Source organism: bacterium, assembly GCA_026708055.1.
In the GTDB taxonomy this organism is placed as follows: Bacteria; Actinomycetota; Acidimicrobiia; order Acidimicrobiales; family CATQHL01; genus VXNF01.
In genome coordinates this window covers 60798-86435 of sequence record JAPOVS010000019.1, presented here as the reverse complement: position 1 = coordinate 86435, position 25638 = coordinate 60798, and the positions used below count along the sequence as shown (strand labels likewise).

The following is a 25638-nucleotide window of genomic DNA, read 5'->3' as shown; positions in this document are numbered from 1 at the left end:
AGCCCGGCAAGGCAAAAATGACCGGCGACAGCTCGTCGAACAACATCGTCCTTCCCGACGGGATTCGCCCGAGCGACGGGCGCTTCGGCAGCGGACCCTCGCGGGTGCCCCCCGAGGCTGTGGCAGCCTTGGCCGAGACGGCCGGCGGCTACTTGGGCACCAGCCACCGTCGCCCCGGCGTGCGCAGCGTCGTCGCCCGGCTGCAGGCGGGGTTCGCTGAACTCTTCTCGCTGCCAGAGGACTGGGAGGTGGTGCTCGGCAACGGCGGCGCCACCGGCCTCTGGGACTGCCTGAGCTTCGGGCTGATCCGCCGCCGCAGCCAGCATCTGGCCTTCGGGGAGTTCTCCGCCAAGTTCGCCCGGGCCGTGCAGGCCGTGCCGCACCTCGAGGCGCCGCAGATCATCGAGACCCCCTTCGGTACCCATCCGGACCCGGTCCCCGCCGACGTGGACGTCTACGCGCTGACCCACAACGAGACCTCCACGGGCGTGCAGATGCGTCTACGGCGACCGGCGGGGGTCGGCCCCGAAGACGGGTTGGTGGCCGTGGACGCAACCTCCGGCGCCGGCGGCCTGCGCTGGGACCCGGCCGAGGTGGACGTGTACTACTTCTCGCCGCAGAAGTGCTTCGCCGCCGACGGCGGGCTGTGGGTGGCGTGCTGCTCGCCGTCGGCGCTGGAGCGCATCGCCGCGATCGGCGACAGCGGGCGCTGGTGTCCTCCCACGCTGAGCCTGCCGCTCGCCGTGAAGAATTCCGCCGCCAACCAGACCTACAACACGCCGGCGCTGGCGACGGTGTTCCTCACGCTGCAGACAGTGGAGTGGATGTGCGCCAACGGGGGCCTGGAATGGGCCGCCGCCCGCTGCGACGCGTCGGCGGAAACCATCTACGACTGGGCTGAGGCATCCGACTACGCCGAATCGTTCGTGACCGACGTGGCCAAGCGCAGTCACGTGGTGGCCACCATCGACATCGACGCCGACGTCGCCGACGCCGGAAGGATCGCCACGGAGCTGCGGGCCAACGGCATCGTGGACACCGAGTCCTACCGGGCGCTCGGCCGCAACCAACTCCGCATCTCGCTGTTCCCCGCCATCCCGCCCGACGACGTGGCGGCGCTCTGCGCATGTATCGACCACATCGTGGCCCGGTTGTAGGCGCCTGGGCCCGCCCCGGCAACGTCCCGCTGAAGCCGTCGGCGGACGCCGGTCCGCGCGCTGTGCCATGAGCGAGTTCCACGCCCGCAAGTTGCTGGTCGCCACGCCGCTCATCGACGACGGCAACTTCGACCAAACCGTCGTGCTGCTGCTGGAGCACACCGCCGAGGGCGCCGTCGGCATTGTGCTCAACCGGCCCTCGTCGCTTGTCGTCTCCGAGTTGCTGACCGGTTGGGAGGACGTGCCGGGGGTGCTGTACTCGGGCGGACCGGTGTCGCCCGAGAGCCTCATCGGCCTGGCACGGGAGTGGCCCGGCTGCTCGGAGTTGGGCTGGAAGCGCATCCTCGACGATGTCGGCAGCGTGGACCTCTCCCTGGGGGCCGAGCAGCTCGCCGGCAGGCCCGGATTGCGTCTCTTCTTCGGCTACGCCGGCTGGGACGCCAACCAGCTCGACGGCGAGATCGCCGCCGGCGCATGGTTCGTGGTGGATCCCGAGCCCGGCGATGTCCTCACCGACGACCCCGGCGGACTCCGGAAGTCGGTGCTGGCGCGCCAGCCGGACCAGGTGTCCTGGTTCCAGAACTACCCCGACGACCTCCGCTCCAACTGAGTTCGCCCCGACCGTCATCGCCTCCTGTCCGGCTGTGCGCTAGGAGCGGCGGCGCACCCTCCGGCGACGCTTGACGCCACGCCGGCCGCGTGACTGCAGCCGCAGCCGCTCGGCGCGAGCCTCGGACTGTTGCGCCAACTCGTCCCACAGCCGCTGGTAGCGCTCGAGCCGGGCGGCGTCCACCTCCCCGGCGCGCACGGCCTGCTGGACGGCGCATCCCGGCTCGCTGCGGTGGGTGCAGTCCCGGAACCGGCAATCGCCGGCGCGGCCGGCGATGTCGGAGAACACCTCGTCGAGGGCCACGTCGGCCTCCCAGAGGCTCACCGCCCGCAGGCCGGGCGTGTCGATGAGCACCCCGCCGCTGGGCATCAGCACGAGTTCGCGGCGCACTGTGGTGTGCCGGCCGGCGCGGTCGGCGTCACGCACCTCGGCGACGGCCAGCACCGGCGCGCCGACCAGCGCGTTCAGCAGGGTCGACTTCCCCACGCCCGACGGCCCCAGGGCCACGAAGGTCCGGTGCGGCGCCATCGCTCGGCGCAGGTCCTCGAGTCCCCAGCCCTCGGTCGCACTCGTCTCGACGATGTCGATGCCGGGCGCCACCGATGCCACCTCGCGGTGGACCCGCCGCCGGCCGGGCGCGTCGAGCAGATCACCCTTGCTCAGCACGATCACAGGCTCGGCACCGCTGTCGGCCGCAAGCACCAGGAACCGCTCGATCCGGGCCTCATTCGGCGGCAGGTCCAGGCCGACAAGGATCCCCACCACGTCCACGTTTGCTGCCAGCGTCTGCTTGGTCACCGTGATCGCAGGGTCCCGCCGAACGATGGCGGTGCGCCGCGGAAGCACCGTGTCGATGACCGCCCCCTCGTCCGAGTCCTCGCTGCTGGCGACATCGCTCCCCCGGCCGTCGCCTCGGCCGGGCGCGCCTCCGTCGGCGTCGCTGAACAGAACCCAGTCGCCGGCGCTGGGCGACACCGCGGCCTGCGACCGCTGCGAGTCGGAGGCCGCCGTCACCTCTCCGTCGGCCCCCAGCACAACACAGACTCCCCGACCGACCGTGCCGACCCGCCCCGGCCGGCTGCCCGCCAACGCCGTCCCGTCACCCACCGCCGAATCCGCCCGCCGCCGCGCCAGCACCTCCTCCCACCCGGCGTCCCAGCCGTAGCGTTCGAGGCTCATCGGAGCCCCCGCCGGCGTCTGCCCGCTGCCTGTCGACACGTCTCCCGACCCCGTCGGTTGCCCCCCTGTCCGGTCGGCGGCCCCTTCGGTCCGCCCGGCTGGACACTCCGGTGGAGCGGGTCGGTCGGCGGTCATCGGGAAGACTCCGGCACCGGCTCGCCGGGAGCGGTGACGCCGAGCCAGACGGTCCTGCCAGCGGCGGCGAGGGCGGTTCGCTGGTGCTCGTATCCGGGCATGAGGCGGCTGACGGTGGCCCAGAATCCGGGGGTGTGGTTGGTCTCTCGCAGGTGGGCGAGTTCGTGGACCAACACGTAGTCGATGAGGCCCGGCGGGAGTTGCAGGGCGGCCCAGTGGATGTTGACGCGCTGGAGGCCTTCGGTCGGTCGGGCCGATCCCCAGCGGTAGCCGAGGTCGCGCACCTCGACGGCCACAGCGGCGTCACCCAGGCGGGCCGCCCAGGGGCGAATGCGGCGGCGCAGCCACTGTCCCCCAACATCGGCGTACCACCGGCGCATCGCCGCGGCTCCTCGTTCCGCCTCGCCCGCGGACAGATGGAAGCGGCCCCGCTCCAGACGCACGCAGCCCGCGTCGCTGGCTGCGGTGAGAGTGAGCCGGTGGCTACGGCCGAGGTAGGCGAACCCTTCGCCCTCGGCGAACCGCTTGACGACGGGAGGGCCAATGAGGGCGTCCTTCTCAGCCAGCTTGCGGTAGATCCAGCGACGCTTGTCGGCCACGAACCGTGCGGCCCGTTCGACGCTCACCCCCGGCGGCGCCTTGAGCACCAGCGAGGCGTCGCGTTCGACGACGATCTCGATGGTCGTGCGATCCCTCGGCGGCGCGACGTCCAGAACAAGATCGCCGACGACCAGTGTCGGACGGTCGTGCACCAAGTCGGCGGTTGCGAGGCTCATGACAGTCTGTGCTGGTTGGCCTGGGCCAGGGCCACTAGTTCGACGGCGAGTTCGTCGAGGCTGTCGTAGGTGAACAGGTCGCTGTCGTCGAGTGTGCGCTTGACGGCCTTGCGGAGGTCGTCCTGGCGGGTGGGGTGGTCCCAGAAGCCGACGGTGCCGACGATCCGGCGAATCTCCGCCACGAGATCCCGAGTGAGCGCCACGACGTGCTCGGCGGTGTCGGGGCCAGCGCTAGCGACCTTCTGGGCTATGAGCCCGTGGAACGGCAGTTCGGTGGCCGGGTCGAGTCCGGTTTGCTGCTCGTCGCTACGGCCGGTGTTGATCTCGGTGATCAGCTCGCCGAGTTCGAGGGTGATCTGCTCCCAGCGTTCCTCGAGCCGGTGGAGGATCTCGTCGATCCGCTCGGAGAGCCTGCCGTAGTAGGCGGGGTCCTCGTCGAGGTGTTCGCGGATGTGGTGGCGGGCGGCGTGCTCCATCTCCGACGCCTTCGCCCGGTGCGAGACGATCCCGGCGATGTGGTCCCCGAATGCGGGGTCGGTGATGCGCAGCGGCGGGACCCGCCGGCTCAGGTCGAGCGCGGTGATGTGCTCGTCGATCAGCCGGCGCACCTTCTCGGAGTACTTGTGCGGATCGAATTCGCCGTCGGGGGTGTCCCGGTAGCGGCGCCGGGTCCGCACCTGGATCTCTCCGAACAGTTTCACATCCTCGACGAACTCCAGCGCCTCGGGCCGGGGCAGGACGGTGTCGAAGGTCGTGAGGAAGGTGCGCAACGCGACGTCGAAGGTGGCCCGCAGCTTCTCATCGGCGAGCAGCTGCGCGCACGCCTCGATGGCCTCGCCGGTTTCGACCCGTTCGACACCGTGTTGGACGAAGATCTGCCGGACCCGCTGGCGCTGCGGTTCGAGCTTCTCGATCTCGGCAGTGAGCGGACGCAGCGCCCCCTCCACATCGGGATCGATCGCGCCGTCGGCACCGGTGTACACCGCGAGGGCCTCGGTGAGCTGCGACGACACGCCGTAGTAGTCGACGGTCAGCCCGTAAGACTTCTTCGGCGCGGTCCGATTGACGCGGGCGACGGCCTGAAGCAGTTCGGCCTGCTGGATCAGCCGGTCCAGGTACAGCACCTGCGCCTGCGGCACGTCGAACCCCGTGAGCAGCATCGACTTGACAATCAGCAGCGCCAGCGGGCTCTCGTTCTCCCCGGCGGAACCCAGCGGAAGCCGGAACCGGTCGATGCGCTCCAGTTGGCGGGCCTTGTCGGTCCACGGGGCGTACTCCGGCGGGTCGTTGTGATCCCCCGAAATCACCGGGGCGAAATCCAGGACGCGAATCAGGTCCGCCTGCCGGGCGGCCGTGCGCAAGAACATCTCCTCGGAATCCGGCGACCGGCCAGGCGGCGTGAGCAGTTCATCTCGCCGCCGATCGATCTCGCCCACCAGTTCGTCACGCGCCTGCCGCAGCGCCGTGTGGTAGCGGAGGCACGCCTTGCGACTCGTGGCGACGATCATGCCCTTGAAGCCGTCGGGCATCACCGTGGCGACGTAGTGCCGGAGGATGTCGCGGGCCTTCGCCGCTATCAGCTCCGGCACCTCCAGCACCGCCGCGGTGGTGGCGTAGCGCCGCTGCAGCGTCTCCCGCTGCTCGTCGGTGAGACCTGCGAACCACCGGAAGAACACCTCGTCCATCCGCGAGGCACCCCGCACGGCGGCGTCGGTGGTGCGCCCCTCATAGAGGATCTGAACCGTCGACCCGTCTGCCTCGGACTCCCTCAGCGTGTAGCGGTCGAGGTAGTCGCCGAATATCTCCAGCGTCTTGCGGCGCTCGCCCATGATGATCGGCGTCCCGGTGAACCCGATCCGCGCCGCGTTCGGCAGCGCGGCCATCAGGTTGGCGTGCAGCAGCGAGGCCTGCGAGCGGTGCGCCTCGTCCACCATCACCAGGATGGCCTCGGAGCGGTTCAGCGTCCCGAACGACTCCCCCTCCCCCAGACCCTCCGTACTCTCGCCGGCACCGGCGCGTCCGGGCCGCCGACCCCGACTCGGACGCGCGGCCTCACCCAGACCCTCCGTGCCCTCGCCGTCGCCGGCTGCGTCGCGCCACTTCTGGATCATCGCCATCACCACGCCGGGGCCGTCGGCCTGCAGCAACTCCCGCACCTCCGCTGCGCTGCGGGCCACCCTCACCGTCTCACCCGTGAGGCCGGCGGTGCCGGTCAGTTGTCGCTCCAGGTCGGTGCGGTCGGTCACCAGCACGATCTTGAACCGCCGCAGGTCGGGGTGGCTGCGCATCGCCCGCACCAGGAACACCATCGTGAGGCTCTTGCCCGAGCCCTGGGTGTGCCAGATCACCCCGCCGCGGCGATCCACATGACCGTCGACCGCACGGGTGTCGCAGGTGAGCAGGCGCCGCAGAGCCTTCTGCACACTCCGGTACTGCTGGTAGCGGCCCACCAGCTTCGCCGTGCGGCCCGAGCCGATGTCCTTGAACACTGTGAAGTGACGGACGATGTCCAACAACCGCTCGGGTGCCAACATCCCTGCCGTCAGCACCTCCTGCTCCCTCAGCGCGTCAGCGGGCCTGCCGAGCGACGCGGCGACCTCCCCCACCGTCGCCGGGTAGGGATCTTTCCAGGCCAAGTAGTGCTCGGGCAGCGCCGAGAACGTGGCCGCCTCGGCCCGCTCGCCGGTGACAGCGACGGTGAACTGGTTCGTCCAGAACAGATGCTCCGCACCCTCCGGGGCCTCGGCGCCGCGCTGGTTGGCGTAGCGGCGCAACTGGTCGATAGCGTCGGCGATGCCGCTGTCACTGCCGGGCGGCTTCGCCTCAATCACCACCAGCGGGACGCCGTTCACGAACAGCGTCACGTCGGGCCGGATGTTCGGCGCCCGCCCTGGCGTCGCCACCGTGAACTGCGACACAGCAAGGAAGTCGTTGGCCGAGGGGTCCTCCCAGCAAATGTAGGCGACGCTCCGATCCCGACCGCCGTCCCAACCGTCGAGCCCGGCGACCGTGGTGCCCCCGAGCAACAAGTCGGTCGAGAGCCGGTTCGCTTCCAGCAGTCCCGCACCAGCCGGAGGTGACCGCAACTCCGCAACCACCGAGTCGAGGCGAGCCTCATCGAGCCACGAATCGCCGTCTCGACCAGGATTGATCCTCAGGAGCGCCGAGCGGAGCCGCTGCTCAAGCAGCACATCCCTGTCCGATGAGCGATCCACGCTGTGAGCGGGCGTCCGCTCGGACCAAACCAGCGTCTCCCATCCGAGCAGAACCAGATGCTCAAGAAGAGGCCGCTCGACCAACTCCCACTCGGGACCCGAGGTCACGCCGCCACCGTACGAACGCGACCAGACAGGAGATCGGATGCGAGACCGGAGCGCAGTCGCCTCAACTTCTCCAACCGCATCTCGTCGGCCTCGATGTCGTAGTCGGCGGCATCGAGGATCTCCGCTATGTGCCGCTGTGCCTCCAACGGCGGCAGCCAGACCTCAAGATTCTCAAGCTTCTCCTTGTTGAGGGTCGGTCCCTTGACTGCCGTGTCGAGTACACCACCACGGGCGATCCCAGGAAGGGCATGGTAGAGCCAGCCATCGTCAGCTCTCCCATCGAGCCCGTGTACCGAAACAATAGCTTCATTCGTAAACAACTCAGTCCCCGCTCGTGCAACTCGACCCACGGTGAGCTTGAAACTCATTAGGACCGAACCAGTAGACACTGAGCGCCCGGCGTACGGACGTCCAGCCTCGGAGATTGTCTCAGCGGTTTTCAGGACCGGATCGGTTTGCATATCGGCAATGGTCGCCCACGGATAGCCATCTGTTAGATTCCAGAATCGAGCCTCGCTGCGCGATGGTGTCTTGCCGAACTGTAGTAGTGCGATCTCCTTCAGCGTGGTTTTCTTCCAATTCAAGCGACCCGCTACCCCGACGCCTCCGCCGAGCAGATCGGAGGCGAGACCGGCCCGAACCGCCCCGCTTTTGGCGATGATACGTTCGCTAGCTTGGATGGTCTCGTCGATCGTGTCGAGGATCTCTGCGATCCGCCTCTGCTCCTCCAACGGCGGCACTGAGAGTTCGAGGGACTCCAACTCACTCCTGCCAATCGCCGAGAATGTCGTACCCTGTGAAACGCGATGGAGTGCTCGTGAACACTCGACGAGAGCATGATGACCAAAGCCAGGTTCGACCTCTTCAAACCTGATAGCAGCAAGTCCTCTCCCGATCCCGTATTCCTGATCTGAACGGTTGATATCGCCGACAGGTGCCCGGACACTAAGCAGAGTGTCCCCCCGAGCACACCGCCGAGGTGCCGAATCGCACTCCAGTGTCGCTTCTGGATGCGTGGGCCCGAACTCGGCGTTTCCTTGGAGAAACGGCAGCCCGCGATCGAGATCCGTTACGAGGGTGCCAGCGGGCGACTGGCCCATTCTCAGATCCGCCACGTCACCCAGTGGTACTCTCCGCCACTCACCCATATCCCAACTCCTTTAGGTGCTTCTCGAGTCGGGCGGTGGTGGCGTCTCGTTCGGCTTCGAGGTCGGCGAGGGTGGTGCCGTACTTGTTCACGAGGTTGTCGTACCAGCCGAGGGTGCTGCGCTCGACGTCGGCGAAGTGCTCGGCGACGAGGCTCTCGAACCGGTTGCGGAGCACGCCGATGGCGTGGGCGGGGGCGTCAGGCGGCGGCATGGCTTCGAGGGCCTGCCGGGCTGAGGCGAGCAACGAGGCGTCGATGGCCTTGAGAGCCCTCTTGGCCTTCGTGCGCTCGGATTTCAGCTTCTTGATATCGGCCGGGCTGAGAGCGTCGTCGGGCTCGTCGTCCTCATCGTCGGAGGCTTCGGCGGCTTTGATCTCGGCGTCGAGACGGGCGTGCTCGGACGCAAAGCTGGCTCGTTCGGCCAGTTGGGCCCCGGCGAGGAGCTCGATGGCGGTCTGGTCGGCCAGGTCGGGGGCACCCTTGTCGTCCGCACCGGCTTCGGCGGTGGTGAGCCAGGCTTCGATCACCGCCGTCCAGCCCCGGTTGGCTGCCGTCTCCAGTTCGTGGAAGCACTCCTCCCACCAGGTGGCGGCCATGCCCGCGGCGGCGAAGCGGTCGACGCCGGCCGGGACCATGCGCGCGGTGAAGTCCTCCACGAGCCGGCGGCGTTGCCCGACGAGGATCCCGCTCTCGGGCAGCGCCCGGAGCATGGGCTCGACGGTGCCGGCCCACCAGTGGGGCCAGGGGCTGTGGGTGGCCCGTCCGGCGACGGCGCGGCTGATCGCCTGGTGCGCGGCGTCCCGCCCGCCGCCCGAGTTCGCCGACCAACGCGACTCGCCGCTCGACCAATGAGTGACCCCGCTATGCGCGGCGTCTTGCCCCGCTGTCGGTGGAAGCGCTGGGGGTTCGGTCGTGGTGGTATGGCTGATCGCGCTGTGCTCGGCGTCTGGCCCGGCGGTGCCGGTGATCTCGTGGCGCCAGTCGGCGTAGCCGTCTCCCCGATCCTTGAACAGGGTCGCCGCGTCGAGGCCGGCCCGCGCCAGCAGGTCCGCGGCGGCCTCGATCTCGGGCGTCGGGACGCCGCCGTGGAGGTGGGCGCGCACGTCGTGGGGTTCGGGCGGCGGGGCGTTGTCGGCGTAGCGGCGGATGTTGCAGTTGAAGTCGTTCTCGGCCAGCTCGTCGATGGTGACGACCCTGGCGAAGCCGTCCACGTCGGCGAAGGCCCGGTAGGCGGCGGTGATCTTCTCCTCGTCGCGGGGGCGCAGGCGGTTCTGGGCGCGGCCCTCGCCGTAGTCGCGGTCGGCATTGATGAACAGCACTTTGCAGCGCCGCTCGGAAGGCTTGGCGCCCTTGGCCCGCAGGATCAGGATGGCGGCGGGGATGCCGGTGCCGTAGAACAGGTTCGGGCCAAGCCCGATGACGGTGTCGAGGAGGTCCTCCTCGATGATCCGCCGGCGGATCGCCCCTTCCGCGCCGCCGCGGAACAGCACACCGTGGGGCATGACCGTGGCGACGATCCCGTCTCGCTTCAGGACCGCCAGCATGTGCTGGAGGAACATCAGGTCGGCCTTCTTGCCACCCTCGGGCGTGTAGCCGTAGACGAACCGCTCCGGGTGGGCAAGCGAGGCCCTGTCGTAGTTCTGGCTGAACGGCGGATTCGTGATCACCCGATCGAACCGCTGCAGCTCTCCGCCGCGGACATGGCCGGGGTCACCGAGGGTGTCGTCGTTGCGGAGGTCGGCGTCGCGGATGCCGTGCAGCAGCATGTTCATCTTCGAGATCGACCACGTCGTGCCGTTGGTCTCCTGGCCGGCGAGGACCAGGTTGCGGGGATCGCCGCCGTTGTCGGCCACATGGTCGCGGGCGTAGATCAACATGCCGCCTGAGCCCGAGCACGGGTCGTAGACCGCCATGCCCTCCCGAGGGTCCACCAGCCGCACCATGAGTCGCACCACCTGGCGGGGCGTATAGAACTCGCCGCCCTTCTTGCCCGCCGAGTCCGCGAAGTCCCGAATCAGGTACTCGTAGGCGGCGCCAAGCAGGTCCGGGAACTCGAAATCCTCGTTGCGCAGCCGGTACTTCGAGAAGTGACCGATCAGATCCCGCCACTTCCTGTCAGCCACCGTCGTCGTGCCGACACGCCGGTTGAAGTCGATGTGCTGCAGCACCCCCTCCAGCGACGCGTTGCCCGCCTCCAGCGCCCCCAGCGCCCGGTTCAGCCCATCGCCCACCTGATGATGCAACTCGTCCCGCAGATGGGTCCACCGCGCCTCCCGCGGCACGAAGAACGCCTCCGAGTACGAGTCCGGGTCCTCCGCCCGCCGCTCCGCCTCCTCCGCCGACCGCCCCCGCCCGAGCTGCGCCTCGACGATCCGGCGGTGCTCCTCCTCGAACACATCGCTCGCCCGCTTCAGGAACAGCGCCCCGAAGATGTACTCCTTGAACTCCGACGCATCCATCTTCCCCCGCAAGATGTCCGCCGCCGCAAACAGATGCCGCTCCAACTGCCCCAAAGTGAGCACCCCGCAAGGCTAGTTCTGAGCACACCGCTGCCCGAAGGCCAGTCACAGGCGTGCGGCAGACTGGACTCGTGCGGTCAGCGACCGCAAGCCCGGCAACTCAACGCGGAGAACATGTGATGATCAACGAGGAACCCGCCCTCGAAGCGCTGCACGAGTTCCGCGGACACCTCCAGCGGAACGAGGACATCCACCGCCGAGGCGGTAGCAAGGCCGCGTCGGCGGACGAGTCCGCCGACCGACTCGCGGAACTGGAACCGCTGATCGAACAGATCGCGGCCGAGGTCGAGTCCGATCCGAAGAGGCACACCCCACCAAGCCACGGCGCATTCGTGTCTGGCACGTGGTCATGGTCCAACCGAGTCCGCTGGGTGGTCCGCCTTATCGGCATCCTCGAGAACCGGGCCAGGCACGCCGATATTTTCGCCCCGCCGGGGCCAAAGCTCGCAGCATCGCAGTTGCATCCGTGGGTCTGGAACGCCGCGACGGACCTCTGGGACAACGGCCACTACCGGGAAGCCGTGCAGAAAGCAGCCACCGCCGTCGAGCAGCAGACCCAACTCAAACTGGATCTCACGAGTCGGGGCGGCACCGATCTGTACATGACAGCGTTCAAGGCGGACGCCAAGAGCGGCGACCGAAGAGTGCGCTTCGGGCATCTGCAGCAGAAGGCAGCAGACGGAGAACTCACAGCCGACTGGCGGTCCGCACACGACGGAGCGGCGCACTTCGGACGTCGCTCCAGCGTCTCGAGACTGGGGCGGGTGCCACCTCCTCCACGCTCGCGACTGCGCCGCTCATCTCCTTGATCCGGACGATAGCGCTGAGCCGCTGTGCTGGACGCCTCCATCGGTGGACTCACTGCCCGCTAACGTCCGAAGCGTCGCTATTGCTGGAGTTCGATTGATCGATAGCTTCCAAGACGCGGTACAAGCTCGAGGACGGATTGTCCTTGGGGTGCATCCGGGAAGCGCTGGCGTGCAGTGTCGCAAGCCGTTTGGCCCGCTTGATGGCTTGGTGTCGCAGTGACATGTAGACATCGCCGACAAGGCGCTTTCCCTGCGAGTTGTCGAATTGACGAAGGAGGCCTCGGCAGTCGTCGTTGTCGATCCAACGGTCGTGGTCGGTGTAATGGAGTAACAGCCATAATTCGAAGCAGGGATTGGAGATCGCCACGCTGATGTCGTTGTCGCGAGCCATCTGGACCGCATCGCTCAGCCGGGCATGCGGCTTGGGCGCTTCCACGTCGAACACGCACCAGTAGCTCGTAGAACCGGTCTGCTGACGGCGTTCGAGACGTTTCGCTTCTTTGGCGTGTTCGACCAGTCTGCGAGGATCGCATCCCATCCCACGAATGTCCAGTGTCGCGACATCGCGAACCGTCTCGAGGGAGGCAAACGCCTCCAGATACAGCGGTTCAGTCAGCGTGCCCTCGCAAAAGATGACGAAACGTGCCAGCTCATCGCGCTGCGGAGCGCGGCGCCTCAGCGGCCTTTCGCCTCGTCGGCGGGTTGCCATGCTCAGTCTCGGGGCGTGACGCCCAAGGCCTCGCGGACTCGGTACTCGTCTACTACCGGGATTCCGCCGAAGCGACCTTCCAGGTAGCCGCGCTCGAGGTTCGTGGAACGCCGGACGCTAGTACTGCGGAAATCAGACAGCGCTGTCAGCTCTGTGCTGCCGTCGCGCCGCTTGGATGTGATCCAGACTTCGTCGCGGTTCAGGCGACGGAGCAGGCTCGTGTCGTGCGTAGTAAAGATGATCTGAGCACCGCGGTCGTTGGTCGCGGGATCTTGGAACATCTCCACGAGCTTGCCGGAGATCACCGGGTGAAGGCTCGCGTCGAGTTCGTCGACCACGAGAAGGCCACCGTTCTGTAACACTCCAAGCAGTTCGGGGATCAAGCCGAGCCAGGCGATGGTCCCGTCGGATTCTTCACCGAGTTCCAGAGGATGCTGGTCACCGGCAACGTCGTGCAGAAGCCTCAGCCTGCGACCGCCGCGACCCGGAGCCTCGTTCACCACCTCCACTCCCTGGACCCCCAGGTCCGCGAACAACAGCATTGAGAGCGCCAGATCGCGATGCTGCGTGCGGCTCTTCCTCGCGTGCGTGTCACCATCGTGGTGACTCGGGGATGACGCGTCGTCAAACACGTCGGCCAGGAAATCGTCCCAGCCGCGGAGTGTCCAGCGGAGGTTGGCTCGGAACAGTCGAGCCTCACTACCCATGAACGCCCGAGGCCAGAGGCCGACAAAGTTGATGCCGAACAAACAACGGGCCACCGCATCGATCTCCTCGGTGAGTCGGCTGGCGACGGACATGGCCAATGTTGTCGGCGTGATCAGCTCGCGTCCGCCAGCGGTGAAGCGCGTGCCGCGCCTGAACGCCAGATTGTCGCCATCGCGCTCGAATAGCGTGCGACGGCGCTGCCGCGGATAGCTATACAGCGCCTCGAATACGACCCGGGACACGTCTACCTCCAACTCGTAGCGGTACCGCACGCCGCTGACGACTAGCTCTATCCCGAAGTACGACGGCTGCGGTGACCCAAGAGCGAAGCTGAACGGATCACTGGGGATCTCGTCCTCCCAATTTCGTAACGACCATCCGACCGCATGCGATAGCCACGCGAGCGCGTCGATGAGGTTGGTCTTGCCGGAGCCGTTAGCGCCGTAGATTCCAGCAACAGTCAGGACCCGCTCGTCGAAGTCCTCAATCTGGCGGGCCGCGGCGCGATCCTTGTCCATCGCGATCATGGACAACTCGACCGGCTCACAGATCGAGCGATGATTGCCGACTTCGAAGCGCAGAAGCATCGTTTGCTCCTCGTAGGCTAGAGGCACGCACACCCCTCACGGCGTCGCTTTACTGCGAAGAGCGTACTCTATCTGCACATGGGGTGCAATGGGTCCGCTCGGCTCTGCCGGCCAGGCTGGGCGGTCGCCGGTGGTACGATCAGAGCCGGCTTCCCCCTGAGGCGACTAGCCGGGCGATCCAGCCCGGAGGAGGGAAGCGGCGCAATGGAGATCAGCCAACTCGAGTTCATCATCGCCTGGGCGTCGATCCTCGGCACCAGCCTCGGCGGCGTGTTCGCCGCCTTCAAGTTCCTGCACCGCGAGATGCGAGACGGCTTCAAGCGCCAGGACGAGATGCTCGAGCAGGTCACGGACCTGCGGGGCGCCGTGGCCCGCATCGAAGGGCACCTGGGAATCGGATTCCCCGGAGCGGCCGGCGGCCGGCACGAAGGCAGCGAGCGCCCGGTCGCACCGCGGGGCACCGCCGTCGCCCGACCAGCGTACGCTCGGGCTGGGGTGGAGTTCTCCTGCTTCAACTGCCTGCCAGACTGGGAGGCAGGCACGACGACCACAGCGATAGGTGGGACATGTCCGCTGATCTCTCCGACGATCAACAGGCCGCCGTCGACCACCGGGGGAGCCGCCTGGCCCGGCTTCGGCCCCGGCCGGGTTCGACGGTCCCGTGGGCCGCGCTCGCAGGGCTGCTGAGCGCTGGCGCGGCGATCGCCGTCGGGGAGTTGATCTCGGGGATCACCGACCGGGTGCCGTCGCTGGTGCTGGGCGTCTCCGACGCCATCGTGGACAGCCGCTTCGTCCCGGGGGCCGTCATCCGCTGGAGCATCGACACCTTCGGGTCGGCCCAGAAGCCGCTGCTGTTCTACGGCGTGCTGGCGGCAACGCTCGTGCTGGGGGTGCTCACCGGCATCGCGGCGCGGCGCCATCGCTGGGTGATCTTCGTCGTCTTCGCCGCCTTCGGAACCCTGGGAGGCCTGGCCGCCAACGTCAACGCGACCGCCTCGACACCGATGGCTGTGCTGACTGCCGCCCTGGCGGTCGTGATCGGGGGCGGAGCGCTGTGGGGAATGCTGCGCCTGATCTCGCCGATCTCGCCGGTCGCCGCTGACGACGTCAAGCCCCGCCAGCCCCACCCGTACCTGAACGAGACCGGTAGGCGCTGGTTCCTCACCGCCGCCGGTGCCACCGCAGTGGGTGCCCTGGCGGCCAGCGGCGTGGGTCGCTACCTGGCCGGCCGCCGCGGCGACGTGGAGGCGGGCCGGGCCAGCGTGGCGGATCTGCTGGACACCGCGGAGGTACGAACCGACGTCGGCGGGGCCGGCACTCCGACCACCACGCTCGCAGGCGGCACGACGCCTACCACGGCGGGAAATGGTCCCGCCCCGGTACCGGCGGACGCCGGCACCACCAAGCCGACCAGCGGGCCCGGCGGGGACACCATCGCGCCCGCGGCCGACGGATCATCCACCGTCGTCGAGGACGCTGCCGGCACGAGCCCGACGACCGCCGCGCCCGCCGAGACCAGCCCGACTACGACCGCAGTCGACGGGACCGAGGTGGCCGCTCCGGCTCCCGCCGACACCGGGGACGGTTCGGTCCCGACAACGCAAGCCGCAGCCACGACCGCTGAGGGGGCCGCCCCCGGCACTACCCAAGCCCCCGAACCCGGCGCAGGCGCCCAACCGATCATCGATCCGGGCGAGCGGAGCGCCCCGACGACCACCGAAGCGGTGGCGCCCACGACCCAGGCGGCACCACCGCCTCCGCCACCCACAACCCGGGCACCGGCGCCTCAGCGGAACCGGGCGGGCTACTACGACAACACCGTGACCGGCATCTCGCCCATCGTCACGCCGAATTCGGACTTCTACCGCATCGACACCGCCATCGTGGTGCCGTCGGTGGATGTGAACGGTTGGGAGCTTTCCATCTCCGGCATGGTCGACCGACCGTACACGATGAGTTTCGCCGAACTCATCGACATGGGACTCGTGGAGACCCCGGTCACCCTGAGTTGTGTCTCCAACCGGGTCGGCGGGAATCTCGTGGACAACGCGGTGTGGCGAGGCGTGCCCCTGGCCGACGTGCTGAACCGAGCCGGTGTCCAGCGGGGCGCCACCCAGATCGTGGGTCGCTCGGTGGACAACTGGAACTCCGGCTTCCCCACCGAGTACGCCTTCGACGGCCGCGTGGCGCTCGTGGCGGTCGCCATGAACGGCGAGCCGCTGCCCCGCGAGCACGGGTTCCCGGTCCGGCTGGTGATCGCCGGCCTCTACGGCTACGTGTCGGCCACCAAGTGGCTGGAGGAGATCCGGCTCACCACCTGGGAGGGATTCGACTCGTACTGGGTGCCGCGGGGTTGGGCCAAGCGCGGCCCCATCAAGACGCAGTCCCGCATCGACGTGCCCCGCAACAGCGCACGGGTCCGGGCCGGCAGGGTGGCCGTCGCCGGCGTGGCCTGGGCGCCGACGAAGAGCGTCGAAGGGGTCCAGGTGCAGGTCGGCAACGGGCCGTGGGTCAACGCCGACTTGAGCAACAACATGTCGGTCAACTCCTGGCGCCAGTGGGTGTACGCCTGGGACGCCCGCCCCGGCAGCTACCAGATCCGCTGCCGCGCCACCGACGGAACGGGATACACCCAGACCTCGGAGATCCGCCCACCGGCACCCGACGGTGCCACCGGCTGGCACACCATCGACGTCACCGTCGTCTGAGCACGGCGGGCAGGCCGCCGGAAGGGGCTCCGCTCAGTCGACCCAGATCCCCTCGTGCGGAGCAGCCGCCTCTGCTTGGAGGTGGGGTCCGAGCACCTGGATCTCGACGGCGCCGCGCTCCAGGATCAGCCGGCAACCGCCGAAGACAGCGACCGGCGTCGTCGTTTGCGCCTTGGCGATCTCGGCCAACTCTCGCTCACCGAGTCCGAAAACGACCCGCCTGACGCCGCCCCAGTAGATGGTGCCGGCGCACATGGGACACGGTTCGCAGCTCGAGTAGAGGGTGCCGGAGGCTCGCTCCTCGGCCGTCAAGGCACTCATTGCCTCGTGCATCAGGTTGGTCTCGGCGTGGTAGAGGATGTTGCCGCCCGTGCTGCCCGTCGTCTCGGCCTCGAGCAGGATGTTGCCGTCCGTGTCTGCGAACAACGCTCCGAACGGCAGGTTCCCTCTCGCCACCGCCTGCGCCGAGAGTGCTATCGACCTGCGCAGCAGGCGTTCGTCCGTCTCGTTCAGGTGCTCGATCGCTGCGGACATCAGGGAACCTCCGGTTGGTGCTCGTACCACCTGGTGGCCGACTCGTAGGCCGCCGCGACGGCCAGTACAGCAGAATCCTCGAACGGCGCGCCGACGAACTGCAATCCGATGGGCAGCCCCGAGGCCGAGAAACCGCACGGCACGCTCACCGCGGGCTGGCCCGTCAGGTTGAACGGGCACGTGTAGGGAATGAGAGTCCCCAGTTCGGTGGCGGGATCGAAGGAAGCCAGCGGCATCGCCACCCGGGGCGTCGTGGGCGTGACCAGCGCATCGAGGCGGGCATCGGCGAATGCCCCCAGAACCTCGCCTCGCAACCCGCCGCGGAACTCGACCGCCTCGGCGACCTGGCTCACCGGGATCGACAGCGCCCCCACGAGCATCTCGAGAACGCCAGGGTGATAACCAGCGGCGCGACCCTCCAAGAGGTGTCGGTGGGCGGCGACCAGTTCGGTGGCGAAGAAGGTGGAGATCGCATCGGGCGCCGCCTCGAACGCCGGGATCTCCACCGGCACCAGCACCGCTCCCAGGCGCCCAAAGACATCACACGCCGACTCGAAGGCGTCCCACACGTCGCTCTCGGGCGGTGTCCTCGCGTCGAGCGCGGCGCGCGTGCTGTCGCCGAGGGTGCCGAGTCGCCGGCCGTCGAGGCTTCCCGGCACTCCGGCCGCTGCGGCAACTCCGGCGTCGCCCGATTCCCAGCAGGTCGCGGCGTCGGCGGGGTCCGCTCCGGCGATCACCTCGAGGACCTCAGAAACCTCTGTGGTGGACCGGGCGAAGATCCCCACGTTGTCGATCGACGGCGCCGTGGCGTGGCGGACGATTCCGTGGTTGCTGACGAGGCCGGCAGAGGGCTTGAGGCCGACGACGCCGGTCATCGCCGCGGGGATGCGGACCGACCCTGCCGCGTCGGTGCCGAGGGTGAACGCCGCCGAACCCACGGCCACCGAAGCGCCACCGCCGGCGCTGGATCCGCCCGGGTAGCCGTCCAGCGCCCAGGGGTTGCGCGTGGGGGGCTCGTCGAGCCCGCAGGTGAGTTCGTGGGACACCTGCGTGCCGAGGAGGACCGCTCCCGCGCGGCGCAGCCGCTCCACCACGGTCGCGTCGAAGTCCGCGACGTGCGCGGCGAACGCCCGCGACCCCCCGGCCGCGGGCAGGCCGGCGACCGAGATCACCTCTTTCACCGCGAACGGCTGACCGGCCAGCGGTCCGCTGACCTCGCCGTCGTCGACCAGCCGCGCCGCTGCGACAGCCCCGGCGCGGTCCACGTGGACGTATGCGTGGACCAGTGGCTCGGTCTCCTCCAGGCGAGCCAGCGCCACTGCGAGCCGGTCGACGGCCGATTCAGGCACGGGAGACGCCCCGTGTGGCCACGCCGGCGGCTCCGTCGAGGCGGAGGGTCGCGCCGCTGACGTGCGCGGCCGCGTCGCTCGCAAGCCAGAGGACGGCACCGCTCACGTCCCTGCCCGTCCCGTGACGACCCGACGGCGCGGGCCCCCACGTCGAGGCGTCCTCGGCGTGGTGCTCGTAGCCCGCAGGTGTCGTCTGCATGCCGGGGAAGACCGCGCCGGGACAGATGGCGTTCACCCGGACACCGTGCGGCGCGGCCTCGGCGGCGAGCGTCTCCGAAAGCGCCAGGACGCCGGCCTTCGTGACGGAGTAGGCGGGTATGTGATGGATCCCGCGGAGCGCGGCGTCGGAGACGACATGGACGATGACGCCGCGTCCCTGCCTGCGCATCATCTCGAAGCAGGCGCGGGAGTACCGGAAAGTGGCCGTGAGGTTCACCTCGACGACTTCACGGAAGACGTGCTCGGGTGTGTCGGCCAGCGGCGCGGCGAAGATCATCGCGGCGCACGCCACGAACAGGTCGAGTTCCCCGCCGAGGGACGAAAGGGCCTGCTGTACGCCCCGGTCGGAGTCATCACGATCCGCGGCGTCGGTGCGAACGAACGAGGCCCCTGTCGCGGCGGCGACTGCGGCGCCGCGACCGGCGTCTCGGCCGCAGAAGGCCACTCGCATCCCCGTCTCGGCGAGGTGCTCGACGACAGCCCGGCCGATGCCCGACGTGCCGCCCGTGACGAGCGCGGTCCGCCCGCGCAGCTCGCTGCTCATTGCCGCACCCGCGCCGCGCGCAGCGCGGCCAGCATCCCCCCGTCCACCGACAGCGCCGCACCGGTGCTGCCCGCGGCGGCGTCGGACAGCAGGTACGCCACCGCCTCGGCGACCTCGGCCGCGGTGGCACAACGCCCCGTCGGCGGCAGGCCCTGCGTCGGCGGCGGCAGGCCGACCCCCTCGGCAGCCTCGGCCGCGGTCGCGTGGCCACCCGAGGGGGGCACCGGCGGCGGGCGCTCCAGCGGATCCGCGCCGTTCACGACCGAACTCATGCCGACGGCCGTGTGACCAGGACAGACGGCGTTGGCCCTGACGCCGCGGCTCGCCCCCTCCACGGCGAGCATCCGCGTCATCCACAGCAGCGCCCGCTTGGACACCGAGTACGCGCCGAGTTCGGCTTCGGGCCAGTCGGCAACACCCGAGGCGATCGCAACAATCGCGCCGCCACCGTCGCTGAGGGCATCCAGGCAGGCGCGGGCGAACAGGACGGGGGCGACGACGTTCGTCTCGATCAGTGCGTCCCAGGCGGCGTCGGTCGTCTCCGACAGCGGCGACCGGTGGAGAACCCCGGTGGCCAGCACCAACCCGTCGAGGCCGCCGAGCACCCCGAGCGCCTCAGCGACGATCGCAGAAACCGCGCCGGACTCCCTGACGTCGCCCGGAACGAACGTCGCACCCGTGCGGCCGGCCAACTCCGTACCGCGGGTCAGGTTCCGCCCGCTGAACGCCAGCTCGGCGCCTTCGGCTCGGAGCCGCTCGACGACGGCGCCCCCGATGGCGCCGGTCCCGCCGGTGACGAGGACTCGGCGGGTGGTCGCCGCGCTCACTCCTGGGTGTCGGCCATGGACGGGAGCGCCCTGATCGAGCCGTCACCGGCGAGTTCGGGGTTCTGCGCCCGCCACTGCTCCCGTGGGTTGAGGGCGCGCCAGGCGTCCACGTACTCGGACTGGCGCGAGAAGACAACGTCGGAGTGCTCAGCGGCCCGGCTCACCACCCGCTCGAGCATCCGCAGCCGCGAGCCGCGCCCGATGACCTGCGGGTGGATCGTGAGGTTGTAGACGCCGCCGGGGCAGTGGTCGTAGGCGTAGTCGAACTCGCCGGTCCACATCTCCTCGGCCACCGACGGGGGCGCCAGGCCGGGGATCTGCCCCCACACGAACTCGAAGATCGGCACGTCGTCCATCGGCCAGGCCACCGGGATGCCCACGATGTCGGTCAGCTCGCCGAACTGGTAGGCGCCGTCGGTGAGCCAGCGGTCCCCCTTGCGCACGTAGACCGGCATCATGTCGGTCGACATGCGGCTCCCGTCGAAGTCGAAGCCGAACTCCTCGATGAGCGCGATGGTGTGCTCGCTCATGTTCCAGGCCGGGGACACGTGGCCACGGGGGCGCACACCGGCGACCAGGTCGAGTGCCTCCAGTCCACGTTCGATGATGAGGCGCTGGCCGGCCACGTCGAAGTCTCGGGCGTCCTCGTGCATCCAGCCGTGGTAGGCGAGTTCGTGGCCCCGGTCCACGATCTCCCTGATGAGGTCCGGATAGGCCAGCGCCGTGTGTCCCGGCACCAGGAACGTCGAGCGGATCTCGTAGCGGTCGAGGAGTTCCAGCACCCGGTGGGTGCCGGGGATCTCCATCTCGCCTCGGGAGATCATGCTGGCGTTGGTGCTGCGGAACGAGGTGATCCACAGCGACAGGGCATCCATCCCGACCGTGAGGCAGAAGGTCAGGCGCGGCAGCCCGCCCATGTCACGACCTCCCGGCGGCGGTGCGGTCGAACCCCGCGGGGGGATGCACCTCGCAGATGTGCATCACGTTTCCCTCGGGGTCGTAGAAGGAGCGGAACCGGTACCAGATCCCGTCGAAGTCGTCGCCGGGAATCTCCTCGAGGAACGCGCCGGCGCCGTAGATGTTCGTTTCGCCCGCCCACGTGATGCCGTGCTCGTCGAGTGCGGCGATGGCCTCGTCGATGTCGTCCACCTCCGCGGCGAAGGAGTGCACCCCGGCCGGGTCCTCGTTGTAGTTGGCCGTGCGTTGGCGCTCGCCGCGGTCGGCGTCGGGCACCGAGAGCAGCACCAGGTCCACGTCGCCGCACATGAACATGGCCCAGCCCTTGGTGGGCTCGTAGCCGTGCGGGTGCAGCGGCAGGCCCAGCACGTTCCGGTAGAAGTCGACCATCGTCGCGAAGTCGTTCACGACGATGTCCATGTTGTCGAGGCGCTTGAGTTTGAGCATGGCCTCAGCGCAGCGGGACGGCGACCGACGGCATGGGGGCGCCGGTGGCGCCGCGGATCCGCATCGGGAAGCCCAGGAACGCGAACTCGTAGACCTGCTCCGCGGCGATCTCCTGCATGTTGCAGACCTCGATGATCTGAGCGCCAGCGGTGGCGAACATGTAGCAGTGCACCGGGGCGTACTGGCCGTAGTAGGGCTGGGGCTCGAGGCCGATGTTGTCGCCGGCGATGCACATCGCCCCGGCCTCCTCGCAGAGCCAGCGGGCGCCGTCGACGTTGATCCCCGGCGAGGCCGACAGGTAGTCCATCGAGGGCCACATGTTCATGCGCCCGGTGCGCAGCAGCACCACGTCGCCCTTGCGCAACTCCACACCCTGCTTGCGGGCGGTCTCCTGCAGGTCCTTCGAATCGACCTCGTAGTGGGGCTCGAGGATGTCCACCCCGTGCATGGCGGCCACGTCCAACAGCACGCCCCGGGCGATGATCGGCGGGAAGCGGTCGGTGCCGCCCTTGGTCCAGACCATGGAACCGAGGTGCTCGTCCTGGGTCCAGCCGTTCCAGAACGTCTCGTAATACCCCATGTGGTTGAGCGTGTCGATGTGGGTGCCGCAGTGGGTGTACATCGAGATGGAGTCGCCCGAGTAGGCGTACTCCTTGTGGATCTCGGGCCCGTAGCCGGAGCGCCCGTCGAGGATCGACCCGCTGGGCGTGTGGGTCATCCAGATGCTGAACGGGGGATCGCCCGCCTCGGTCCATGACGGCATGCCCGACCAGTACTCCACGGAGAGATCGAAGACCTTGGTGCCGTTGAGCCGGGCCATGATCGCCCCCACGGACTCGGGGGTCACCCAGTTGAGCCGCCCGATCTCGTCGTCGGGACCCCACGGACTCTTGGAGACCTGGTGGCCGTTCCTCTCGAACAGCGGCTCGGGCTGCAACTCGATGTCCACGGTCTCTTCGACGGCGTCGAGAGCTACCTCGAGGCCCGCGATCTGCTCAGCGAGTGCAGTGTCGTCCACTCCGCACATGTGGCCCCCTCCTCGTCATCGGATGTGGTCAATGGTGCAGCGTATGCTTGACAGTGACATTATTCAAGGACACAATTCCGATGTGAACGATAAGCAAACGCTAATAGCAGCGAAGTCGGAGACCGAAGCCGTCAATCTCCGGCATCTGCGGGCCTGGGTGACGGTCGTGGATGAGGGATCGGTGACCGCGGGAGCGCGGCGGCTCGGCGTCTCGCAGCCGGCGCTGTCCCAACAGTTGCGGGCACTGGAGGAGTTCTTCGGGAGCCGCCTGCTCGAGCGGCTGCGCCGGGGCGTGCAGCCCACTCCGCTGGGCCGCGCCCTGCTGGGCGATGCCCGAGGGGCGCTGGCCGCGGCGGACCGGCTCACCCGGCAGGCCAGGACCATCGCCGGGTTCGACGTGGGCGTCCTGGAGGTGGCGACGCTGCCCACGCTGGTGGACTCGATGCTGATCGACCCGCTCCGCCTTTGGCAGGAGGAGCACCCGCAGGTGGCCATCCAGCTCCACGAGTTCGCGCTTCAGGCGACGATGAACGAGTCAGTTGCGATGGGGGTCGGCGACCTGGCCATCGGGGTCCGGCCGCCGAACTGGTCCGGACCGGTCGTCTCCCTGGGATGGGAGCAGTTCGTCGTTGTGCTGCCACCGAACGACGCCCTCGCCAACGGGGACGGCCCGGTGGCGCTGCGGGAGTTGGCGGACCGCAACTGGATCCTCTACGAACCCTCACAAGGCCTGTCCGACTACGTCGCCACAGCGTGCGCCCTTGCCGGTTTCCGTCCACGCAAGGCGGTGCTCACCTCCCAGGTGCAGGCGGCAGTGCGTCTGGCGGCGGCGGGTCTCGGCGCGGTGCTGGTCCCGTCGGCCAACGTGCCGGAGGAACTCGCCCACACCGCGCGCGCGCTGGATCCCCCCGTCGCCTGGGAACTCACCGTCTTCGCGCGCTCAGCCCTCTCGGCGCCCGCGGCCGCCTTCGTCGAACTCCTCGGCCGTGGGCCGACACCGACCCTGCCAGCCCACGCAGTGGTCCTGCCGGGCGGCTAGCCCGCCCCGAGACCGGCACACGCGACACCGAGGAGCAGAGCGATGACGACACCCGACGGAGCCATGGCACCGGGGATCGACGCCATCCGGACGTTCCCCAAGGTAGAGCTGCACATCCACGTCGAGGCCTGCCTGAGCGCCGAGCGGATCGAGGAACTTGCCGCCGAGTTCGGTGTTCCGATGCTCCGGCCCGCCGAGTCGTTGTTCGTCTACTCGACGCTCGCCGACTTCCTGGACGTCTACGAGTGGTGGTGCGACCTGCTGCGCACCACCGAGATCGCCGAACGATTGGCCTACGACGCGGCGGCCCAACTGCGCGCCGACGGGATCGTCTACGCCGAAGTGCTCTGCGGTCCGCGCTACTGGCCGCACCTGCGCCGGGAGCCGCTCATCGAAGCGCTGGCGGCCGGCTTCGAGCGGGCACACCGCGACGGCCACGCCGACTGCCGGCTCACACCCTCCATCAGCCGGGAGCAGTCAGCCGAATGGGCCATGGGGCTCGTGGAGTGGCTCGGAACCAGTGGCCCGTCCCGCGTAGTTGGCCTCGGCCTCGACGGCAATGAGGAACTCCTGGGACGCACCTCGCCGAAGTTCACCGAGGTCTACGCCCGCGCCGCCGAACTGGGCCTCGGGCGGACGGCACACTCCGGGGAGTCCTCGGGACCCGACGGGGTGTGGGACGCGCTTGAACACCTGCACCTGGACCGCGTGGATCACGGCGTGAGATCGATCGAGGACCCGAGACTGGTCGAGCACCTGGCGGCGAACGGCGTCACGCTGAACGTGACCCCCACGTCGAACGTCATCACCGGGCTGTACCCCGACGTGGATCACCATCCCGTCGGGCCGCTCATGGCGGCCGGTGTGCCGGTCACGATCAACTCCGACGACCCGAAGGCGATGAACGTGACGCTGAGCGGCGAGTTCGAGAAAGTGAGCCGCTCCCTCGGCTGGGGCCTGGGAGAGGTGGCGGCCGCCACGCGGAGGGCCATCGACGCCGCGTTCTGCGACCAGGAGAAGGCGGCGAGCCTCCACCGGCAGGTCGACGACCACGTTCGGGGTCTCACGCGGGAGCCGGCGGGGAAGGACCACCACCCATGAGCACCACGACACCGCGGGGGGCGCCTGCGCACCCGGACGGGCGGGACCCGCTCTCGGCCGGCTACCTCGCCGAGGTTCTCGCCGACCTGGTGCGGATCCCCAGCACCAACCCCGGCGCCTACGAGTCCGACGTGGCTAGCCGTGTCGTGGAGCATTTCGCGGGCACGCCGGTGGAGGCCGAACTCGTCGAGTCGCTACCGGGTCGCCATTCGGTGGGCGCCATCCTGCGCGGCCGGGACGACGGACCCCGGCTGATCCTGAACGGCCACCTGGACACGGTGCCGATCGACGACGAGTCCGAATGGACGACCGACCCCTTCGGCGCCGAGGTGCGCGACGGGTTCATGTACGGGCGCGGTACCTGCGACATGAAGGCCGGACTGGCCACCCAGATCGGTGTGGCTCACCACCTCGCCGCCCAACTCGACCGGCTCGAGGGGTCGCTCGTCCTCCACTTCGCGGTCGGGGAGGAACGTGCGGAACCTGGAACGCTGTCGCTGCTGGAGGCCGGCTACACCGGCGACTACGGAATCGTGACCGAGCCGACCGACCTGCGCATCGCCGCGGCCACGCGGGGCCTGCTGCCGTTGCGGATCCGCCTGCAGGGACGATCCATCCATGCCAGCCGCAGCCATCTGGGCGTCAACCCGACGTGGGGGCTTCTGTGGGTGCTGCAGGCCCTCGAGGGCTACCGCGGCGACGTTGAGCAACGTCGCCACCATCTGCTGGGCGCGGGCTCTTGCACCCCGACAGTGGTCCAGGGCGGGGTCACCCCCAACGCCGTCTCGGACTCGGTGGAGTTGTTCGTGGACCGCCGCCTCGTCCCGGGCGAGACCATCGAGCGCGAGGTGCAGGAGGTGACCGAGCGCATCCTCGCTGCCCGGCCCGCCGGCTCAGAGGTGGGCGTCGAGGTAACGGTGGCCTACAACCGCTTCGAGCCCGCGGAGATTCCCGTCGAGTCGGCCCTGGTTCAACGGCTGGTCCACAGCGTTGAGAGGGTCACCGGCACACCCGGAGTGGTCTACGGCGCCCCGTTCTCCAGCGACGTGCGCAACCTCGTCAACGACGCGGGCATCGAAGCGGTGAACTTCGGACCCGGCAACGTGGCGGAGTGCCACTGTGCCAACGAGAGGGTCGAGGTGCGACAACTCGAGGGCGCCGCCCGGGTCATCGCAGACCTGGCCGCTGACCTCCTGACGTCCCGCTGATGTCCTCGGGGGGTCGGCA

The 25638-nt window shown here is 69.0% G+C and carries 22 protein-coding genes; 8 read left to right on the top strand and 14 right to left on the bottom strand.

The window, feature by feature from the left end:
* The first annotated feature begins 17 nt into the window (after nt 1-17).
* Entirely contained in the window at nt 18-1157 is a 1140-nt protein-coding gene (serC, locus tag OXG55_02335) for a phosphoserine transaminase (protein ID MCY4102095.1), read from the top strand.
* A gap of 67 nt (nt 1158-1224) precedes the next feature.
* A complete protein-coding gene (locus OXG55_02330; GenBank protein MCY4102094.1) occupies nt 1225-1767 on the top strand; it encodes a YqgE/AlgH family protein in 543 nt (180 codons plus the stop codon).
* Between the two features lie 39 nt (nt 1768-1806).
* Here OXG55_02330 and rsgA read toward each other — a convergent pair whose 3' ends face one another.
* The 5 genes from rsgA to OXG55_02305 all read right to left on the bottom strand — a co-directional run bounded on the left by rsgA (nt 1807) and on the right by OXG55_02305 (nt 10849).
* Entirely contained in the window at nt 1807-2946 is a 1140-nt protein-coding gene (gene rsgA, locus OXG55_02325) for a ribosome small subunit-dependent GTPase A (protein ID MCY4102093.1), read from the bottom strand.
* 131 nt (nt 2947-3077) lie between these two features.
* A complete protein-coding gene (locus OXG55_02320; protein ID MCY4102092.1) occupies nt 3078-3857 on the bottom strand; it encodes a SprT family zinc-dependent metalloprotease in 780 nt (259 codons plus the stop codon).
* Nucleotides 3854-7180: a type I restriction endonuclease gene (locus OXG55_02315; GenBank protein ID MCY4102091.1), complete on the bottom strand. Its 3327-nt coding sequence runs from the start codon at nt 7178-7180 to the stop codon at nt 3854-3856. The genes OXG55_02320 and OXG55_02315 overlap by 4 nt, the downstream gene beginning before the upstream one ends.
* Nucleotides 7177-8328 (bottom strand): restriction endonuclease subunit S, encoded by a 1152-nt coding sequence (locus OXG55_02310; GenBank protein MCY4102090.1) that lies wholly within the window; start codon nt 8326-8328, stop codon nt 7177-7179. Before OXG55_02310 ends, OXG55_02315 begins: the two co-directional genes overlap by 4 nt.
* On the bottom strand, nt 8321-10849 hold the full coding sequence (locus OXG55_02305; protein ID MCY4102089.1) for a class I SAM-dependent DNA methyltransferase: 2529 nt from the start codon (nt 10847-10849) through the stop codon (nt 8321-8323). Before OXG55_02305 ends, OXG55_02310 begins: the two co-directional genes overlap by 8 nt.
* Nucleotides 10850-10965: 116 nt before the next feature.
* On the opposite strand from OXG55_02305, the gene OXG55_02300 reads away from it, so the two are divergent.
* Entirely contained in the window at nt 10966-11655 is a 690-nt protein-coding gene (locus tag OXG55_02300) for a hypothetical protein (protein ID MCY4102088.1), read from the top strand.
* A 49-nt stretch (nt 11656-11704) separates the two neighbouring features.
* Here the strand turns inward: OXG55_02300 and OXG55_02295 are convergent, their stop codons facing one another.
* Nucleotides 11705-12364 (bottom strand): RloB family protein, encoded by a 660-nt coding sequence (locus tag OXG55_02295; GenBank protein ID MCY4102087.1) that lies wholly within the window; start codon nt 12362-12364, stop codon nt 11705-11707.
* A 2-nt stretch (nt 12365-12366) separates the two neighbouring features.
* On the bottom strand, nt 12367-13659 hold the full coding sequence (locus OXG55_02290; protein MCY4102086.1) for an ATP-binding protein: 1293 nt from the start codon (nt 13657-13659) through the stop codon (nt 12367-12369).
* A gap of 204 nt (nt 13660-13863) precedes the next feature.
* Here OXG55_02290 and OXG55_02285 point away from each other — a divergent pair, with 204 nt between their 5' ends.
* Both OXG55_02285 and OXG55_02280 read left to right on the top strand, forming a co-directional pair.
* Nucleotides 13864-14346 (top strand): hypothetical protein, encoded by a 483-nt coding sequence (locus OXG55_02285; GenBank protein ID MCY4102085.1) that lies wholly within the window; start codon nt 13864-13866, stop codon nt 14344-14346.
* Nucleotides 14347-14720: 374 nt separating this feature from the next.
* Nucleotides 14721-16367, top strand: coding sequence for a molybdopterin-dependent oxidoreductase (locus OXG55_02280; protein ID MCY4102084.1), 1647 nt, complete (start codon nt 14721-14723; stop codon nt 16365-16367).
* Nucleotides 16368-16400: 33 nt separating this feature from the next.
* On the opposite strand, the gene OXG55_02275 is transcribed toward OXG55_02280, so the two are convergent.
* The 7 genes from OXG55_02275 to OXG55_02245 are packed head-to-tail and all read right to left on the bottom strand — an operon-like array spanning nt 16401 to nt 22271.
* Complete coding sequence (locus OXG55_02275) at nt 16401-16901, bottom strand: nucleoside deaminase (protein MCY4102083.1); 501 nt, start codon at nt 16899-16901, stop codon at nt 16401-16403.
* A complete protein-coding gene (locus OXG55_02270) occupies nt 16901-18250 on the bottom strand; it encodes an amidase (GenBank protein MCY4102082.1) in 1350 nt (449 codons plus the stop codon). The genes OXG55_02275 and OXG55_02270 overlap by 1 nt, the downstream gene beginning before the upstream one ends.
* Complete coding sequence (locus tag OXG55_02265; GenBank protein MCY4102081.1) at nt 18243-19013, bottom strand: SDR family NAD(P)-dependent oxidoreductase; 771 nt, start codon at nt 19011-19013, stop codon at nt 18243-18245. Before OXG55_02265 ends, OXG55_02270 begins: the two co-directional genes overlap by 8 nt.
* Nucleotides 19010-19840, bottom strand: coding sequence for an SDR family oxidoreductase (locus OXG55_02260; protein ID MCY4102080.1), 831 nt, complete (start codon nt 19838-19840; stop codon nt 19010-19012). Before OXG55_02260 ends, OXG55_02265 begins: the two co-directional genes overlap by 4 nt.
* Nucleotides 19837-20757 carry a polysaccharide deacetylase family protein gene (locus OXG55_02255; GenBank protein MCY4102079.1) on the bottom strand — a complete coding sequence of 307 codons (921 nt, stop codon included), beginning with the start codon at nt 20755-20757 and terminating at the stop codon, nt 19837-19839. The genes OXG55_02260 and OXG55_02255 overlap by 4 nt, the downstream gene beginning before the upstream one ends.
* Before the next feature lies 1 nt (nt 20758).
* Complete coding sequence (locus tag OXG55_02250) at nt 20759-21244, bottom strand: VOC family protein (GenBank protein ID MCY4102078.1); 486 nt, start codon at nt 21242-21244, stop codon at nt 20759-20761.
* Between the two features lie 4 nt (nt 21245-21248).
* Nucleotides 21249-22271, bottom strand: a complete 1023-nt coding sequence (locus tag OXG55_02245; GenBank protein ID MCY4102077.1) for a cyclase family protein — start codon at nt 22269-22271, stop codon at nt 21249-21251.
* An 82-nt stretch (nt 22272-22353) separates the two neighbouring features.
* Here OXG55_02245 and OXG55_02240 point away from each other — a divergent pair, with 82 nt between their 5' ends.
* From OXG55_02240 to OXG55_02230, 3 genes are read left to right on the top strand one after another with little or no spacing between them, the layout of a single operon-like run.
* Entirely contained in the window at nt 22354-23310 is a 957-nt protein-coding gene (locus OXG55_02240) for a LysR family transcriptional regulator (protein MCY4102076.1), read from the top strand.
* Nucleotides 23311-23352: 42 nt separating this feature from the next.
* On the top strand, nt 23353-24411 hold the full coding sequence (gene add / locus OXG55_02235; protein ID MCY4102075.1) for an adenosine deaminase: 1059 nt from the start codon (nt 23353-23355) through the stop codon (nt 24409-24411).
* The gene (locus OXG55_02230; GenBank protein MCY4102074.1) at nt 24408-25619 is read left to right on the top strand and encodes an ArgE/DapE family deacylase; all 1212 of its coding nucleotides are present in this window, start codon (nt 24408-24410) and stop codon (nt 25617-25619) included. Before add ends, OXG55_02230 begins: the two co-directional genes overlap by 4 nt.
* The last annotated feature ends 19 nt before the right edge of the window (nt 25620-25638 follow it).

Coding starts and splice junctions, on each gene's coding strand:
- serC (MCY4102095.1), top strand. CDS start 18: ATGACCGGCGACAGCTCGTCGAACAACATCGTCCTTCCCGACGGGATT.
- OXG55_02330 (MCY4102094.1), top strand. CDS start 1,225: ATGAGCGAGTTCCACGCCCGCAAGTTGCTGGTCGCCACGCCGCTCATC.
- rsgA (MCY4102093.1), bottom strand. CDS start 2,946: ATGAGCCTCGAACGCTACGGCTGGGACGCCGGGTGGGAGGAGGTGCTG.
- OXG55_02320 (MCY4102092.1), bottom strand. CDS start 3,857: ATGAGCCTCGCAACCGCCGACTTGGTGCACGACCGTCCGACACTGGTC.
- OXG55_02310 (MCY4102090.1), bottom strand. CDS start 8,328: ATGGGTGAGTGGCGGAGAGTACCACTGGGTGACGTGGCGGATCTGAGA.
- OXG55_02300 (MCY4102088.1), top strand. CDS start 10,966: ATGATCAACGAGGAACCCGCCCTCGAAGCGCTGCACGAGTTCCGCGGA.
- OXG55_02295 (MCY4102087.1), bottom strand. CDS start 12,364: ATGGCAACCCGCCGACGAGGCGAAAGGCCGCTGAGGCGCCGCGCTCCG.
- OXG55_02290 (MCY4102086.1), bottom strand. CDS start 13,659: ATGCTTCTGCGCTTCGAAGTCGGCAATCATCGCTCGATCTGTGAGCCG.
- OXG55_02285 (MCY4102085.1), top strand. CDS start 13,864: ATGGAGATCAGCCAACTCGAGTTCATCATCGCCTGGGCGTCGATCCTC.
- OXG55_02280 (MCY4102084.1), top strand. CDS start 14,721: ATGCTGCGCCTGATCTCGCCGATCTCGCCGGTCGCCGCTGACGACGTC.
- OXG55_02275 (MCY4102083.1), bottom strand. CDS start 16,901: ATGTCCGCAGCGATCGAGCACCTGAACGAGACGGACGAACGCCTGCTG.
- OXG55_02265 (MCY4102081.1), bottom strand. CDS start 19,013: ATGAGCAGCGAGCTGCGCGGGCGGACCGCGCTCGTCACGGGCGGCACG.
- OXG55_02255 (MCY4102079.1), bottom strand. CDS start 20,757: ATGGGCGGGCTGCCGCGCCTGACCTTCTGCCTCACGGTCGGGATGGAT.
- OXG55_02250 (MCY4102078.1), bottom strand. CDS start 21,244: ATGCTCAAACTCAAGCGCCTCGACAACATGGACATCGTCGTGAACGAC.
- OXG55_02245 (MCY4102077.1), bottom strand. CDS start 22,271: ATGTGCGGAGTGGACGACACTGCACTCGCTGAGCAGATCGCGGGCCTC.
- add (MCY4102075.1), top strand. CDS start 23,353: ATGACGACACCCGACGGAGCCATGGCACCGGGGATCGACGCCATCCGG.
- OXG55_02230 (MCY4102074.1), top strand. CDS start 24,408: ATGAGCACCACGACACCGCGGGGGGCGCCTGCGCACCCGGACGGGCGG.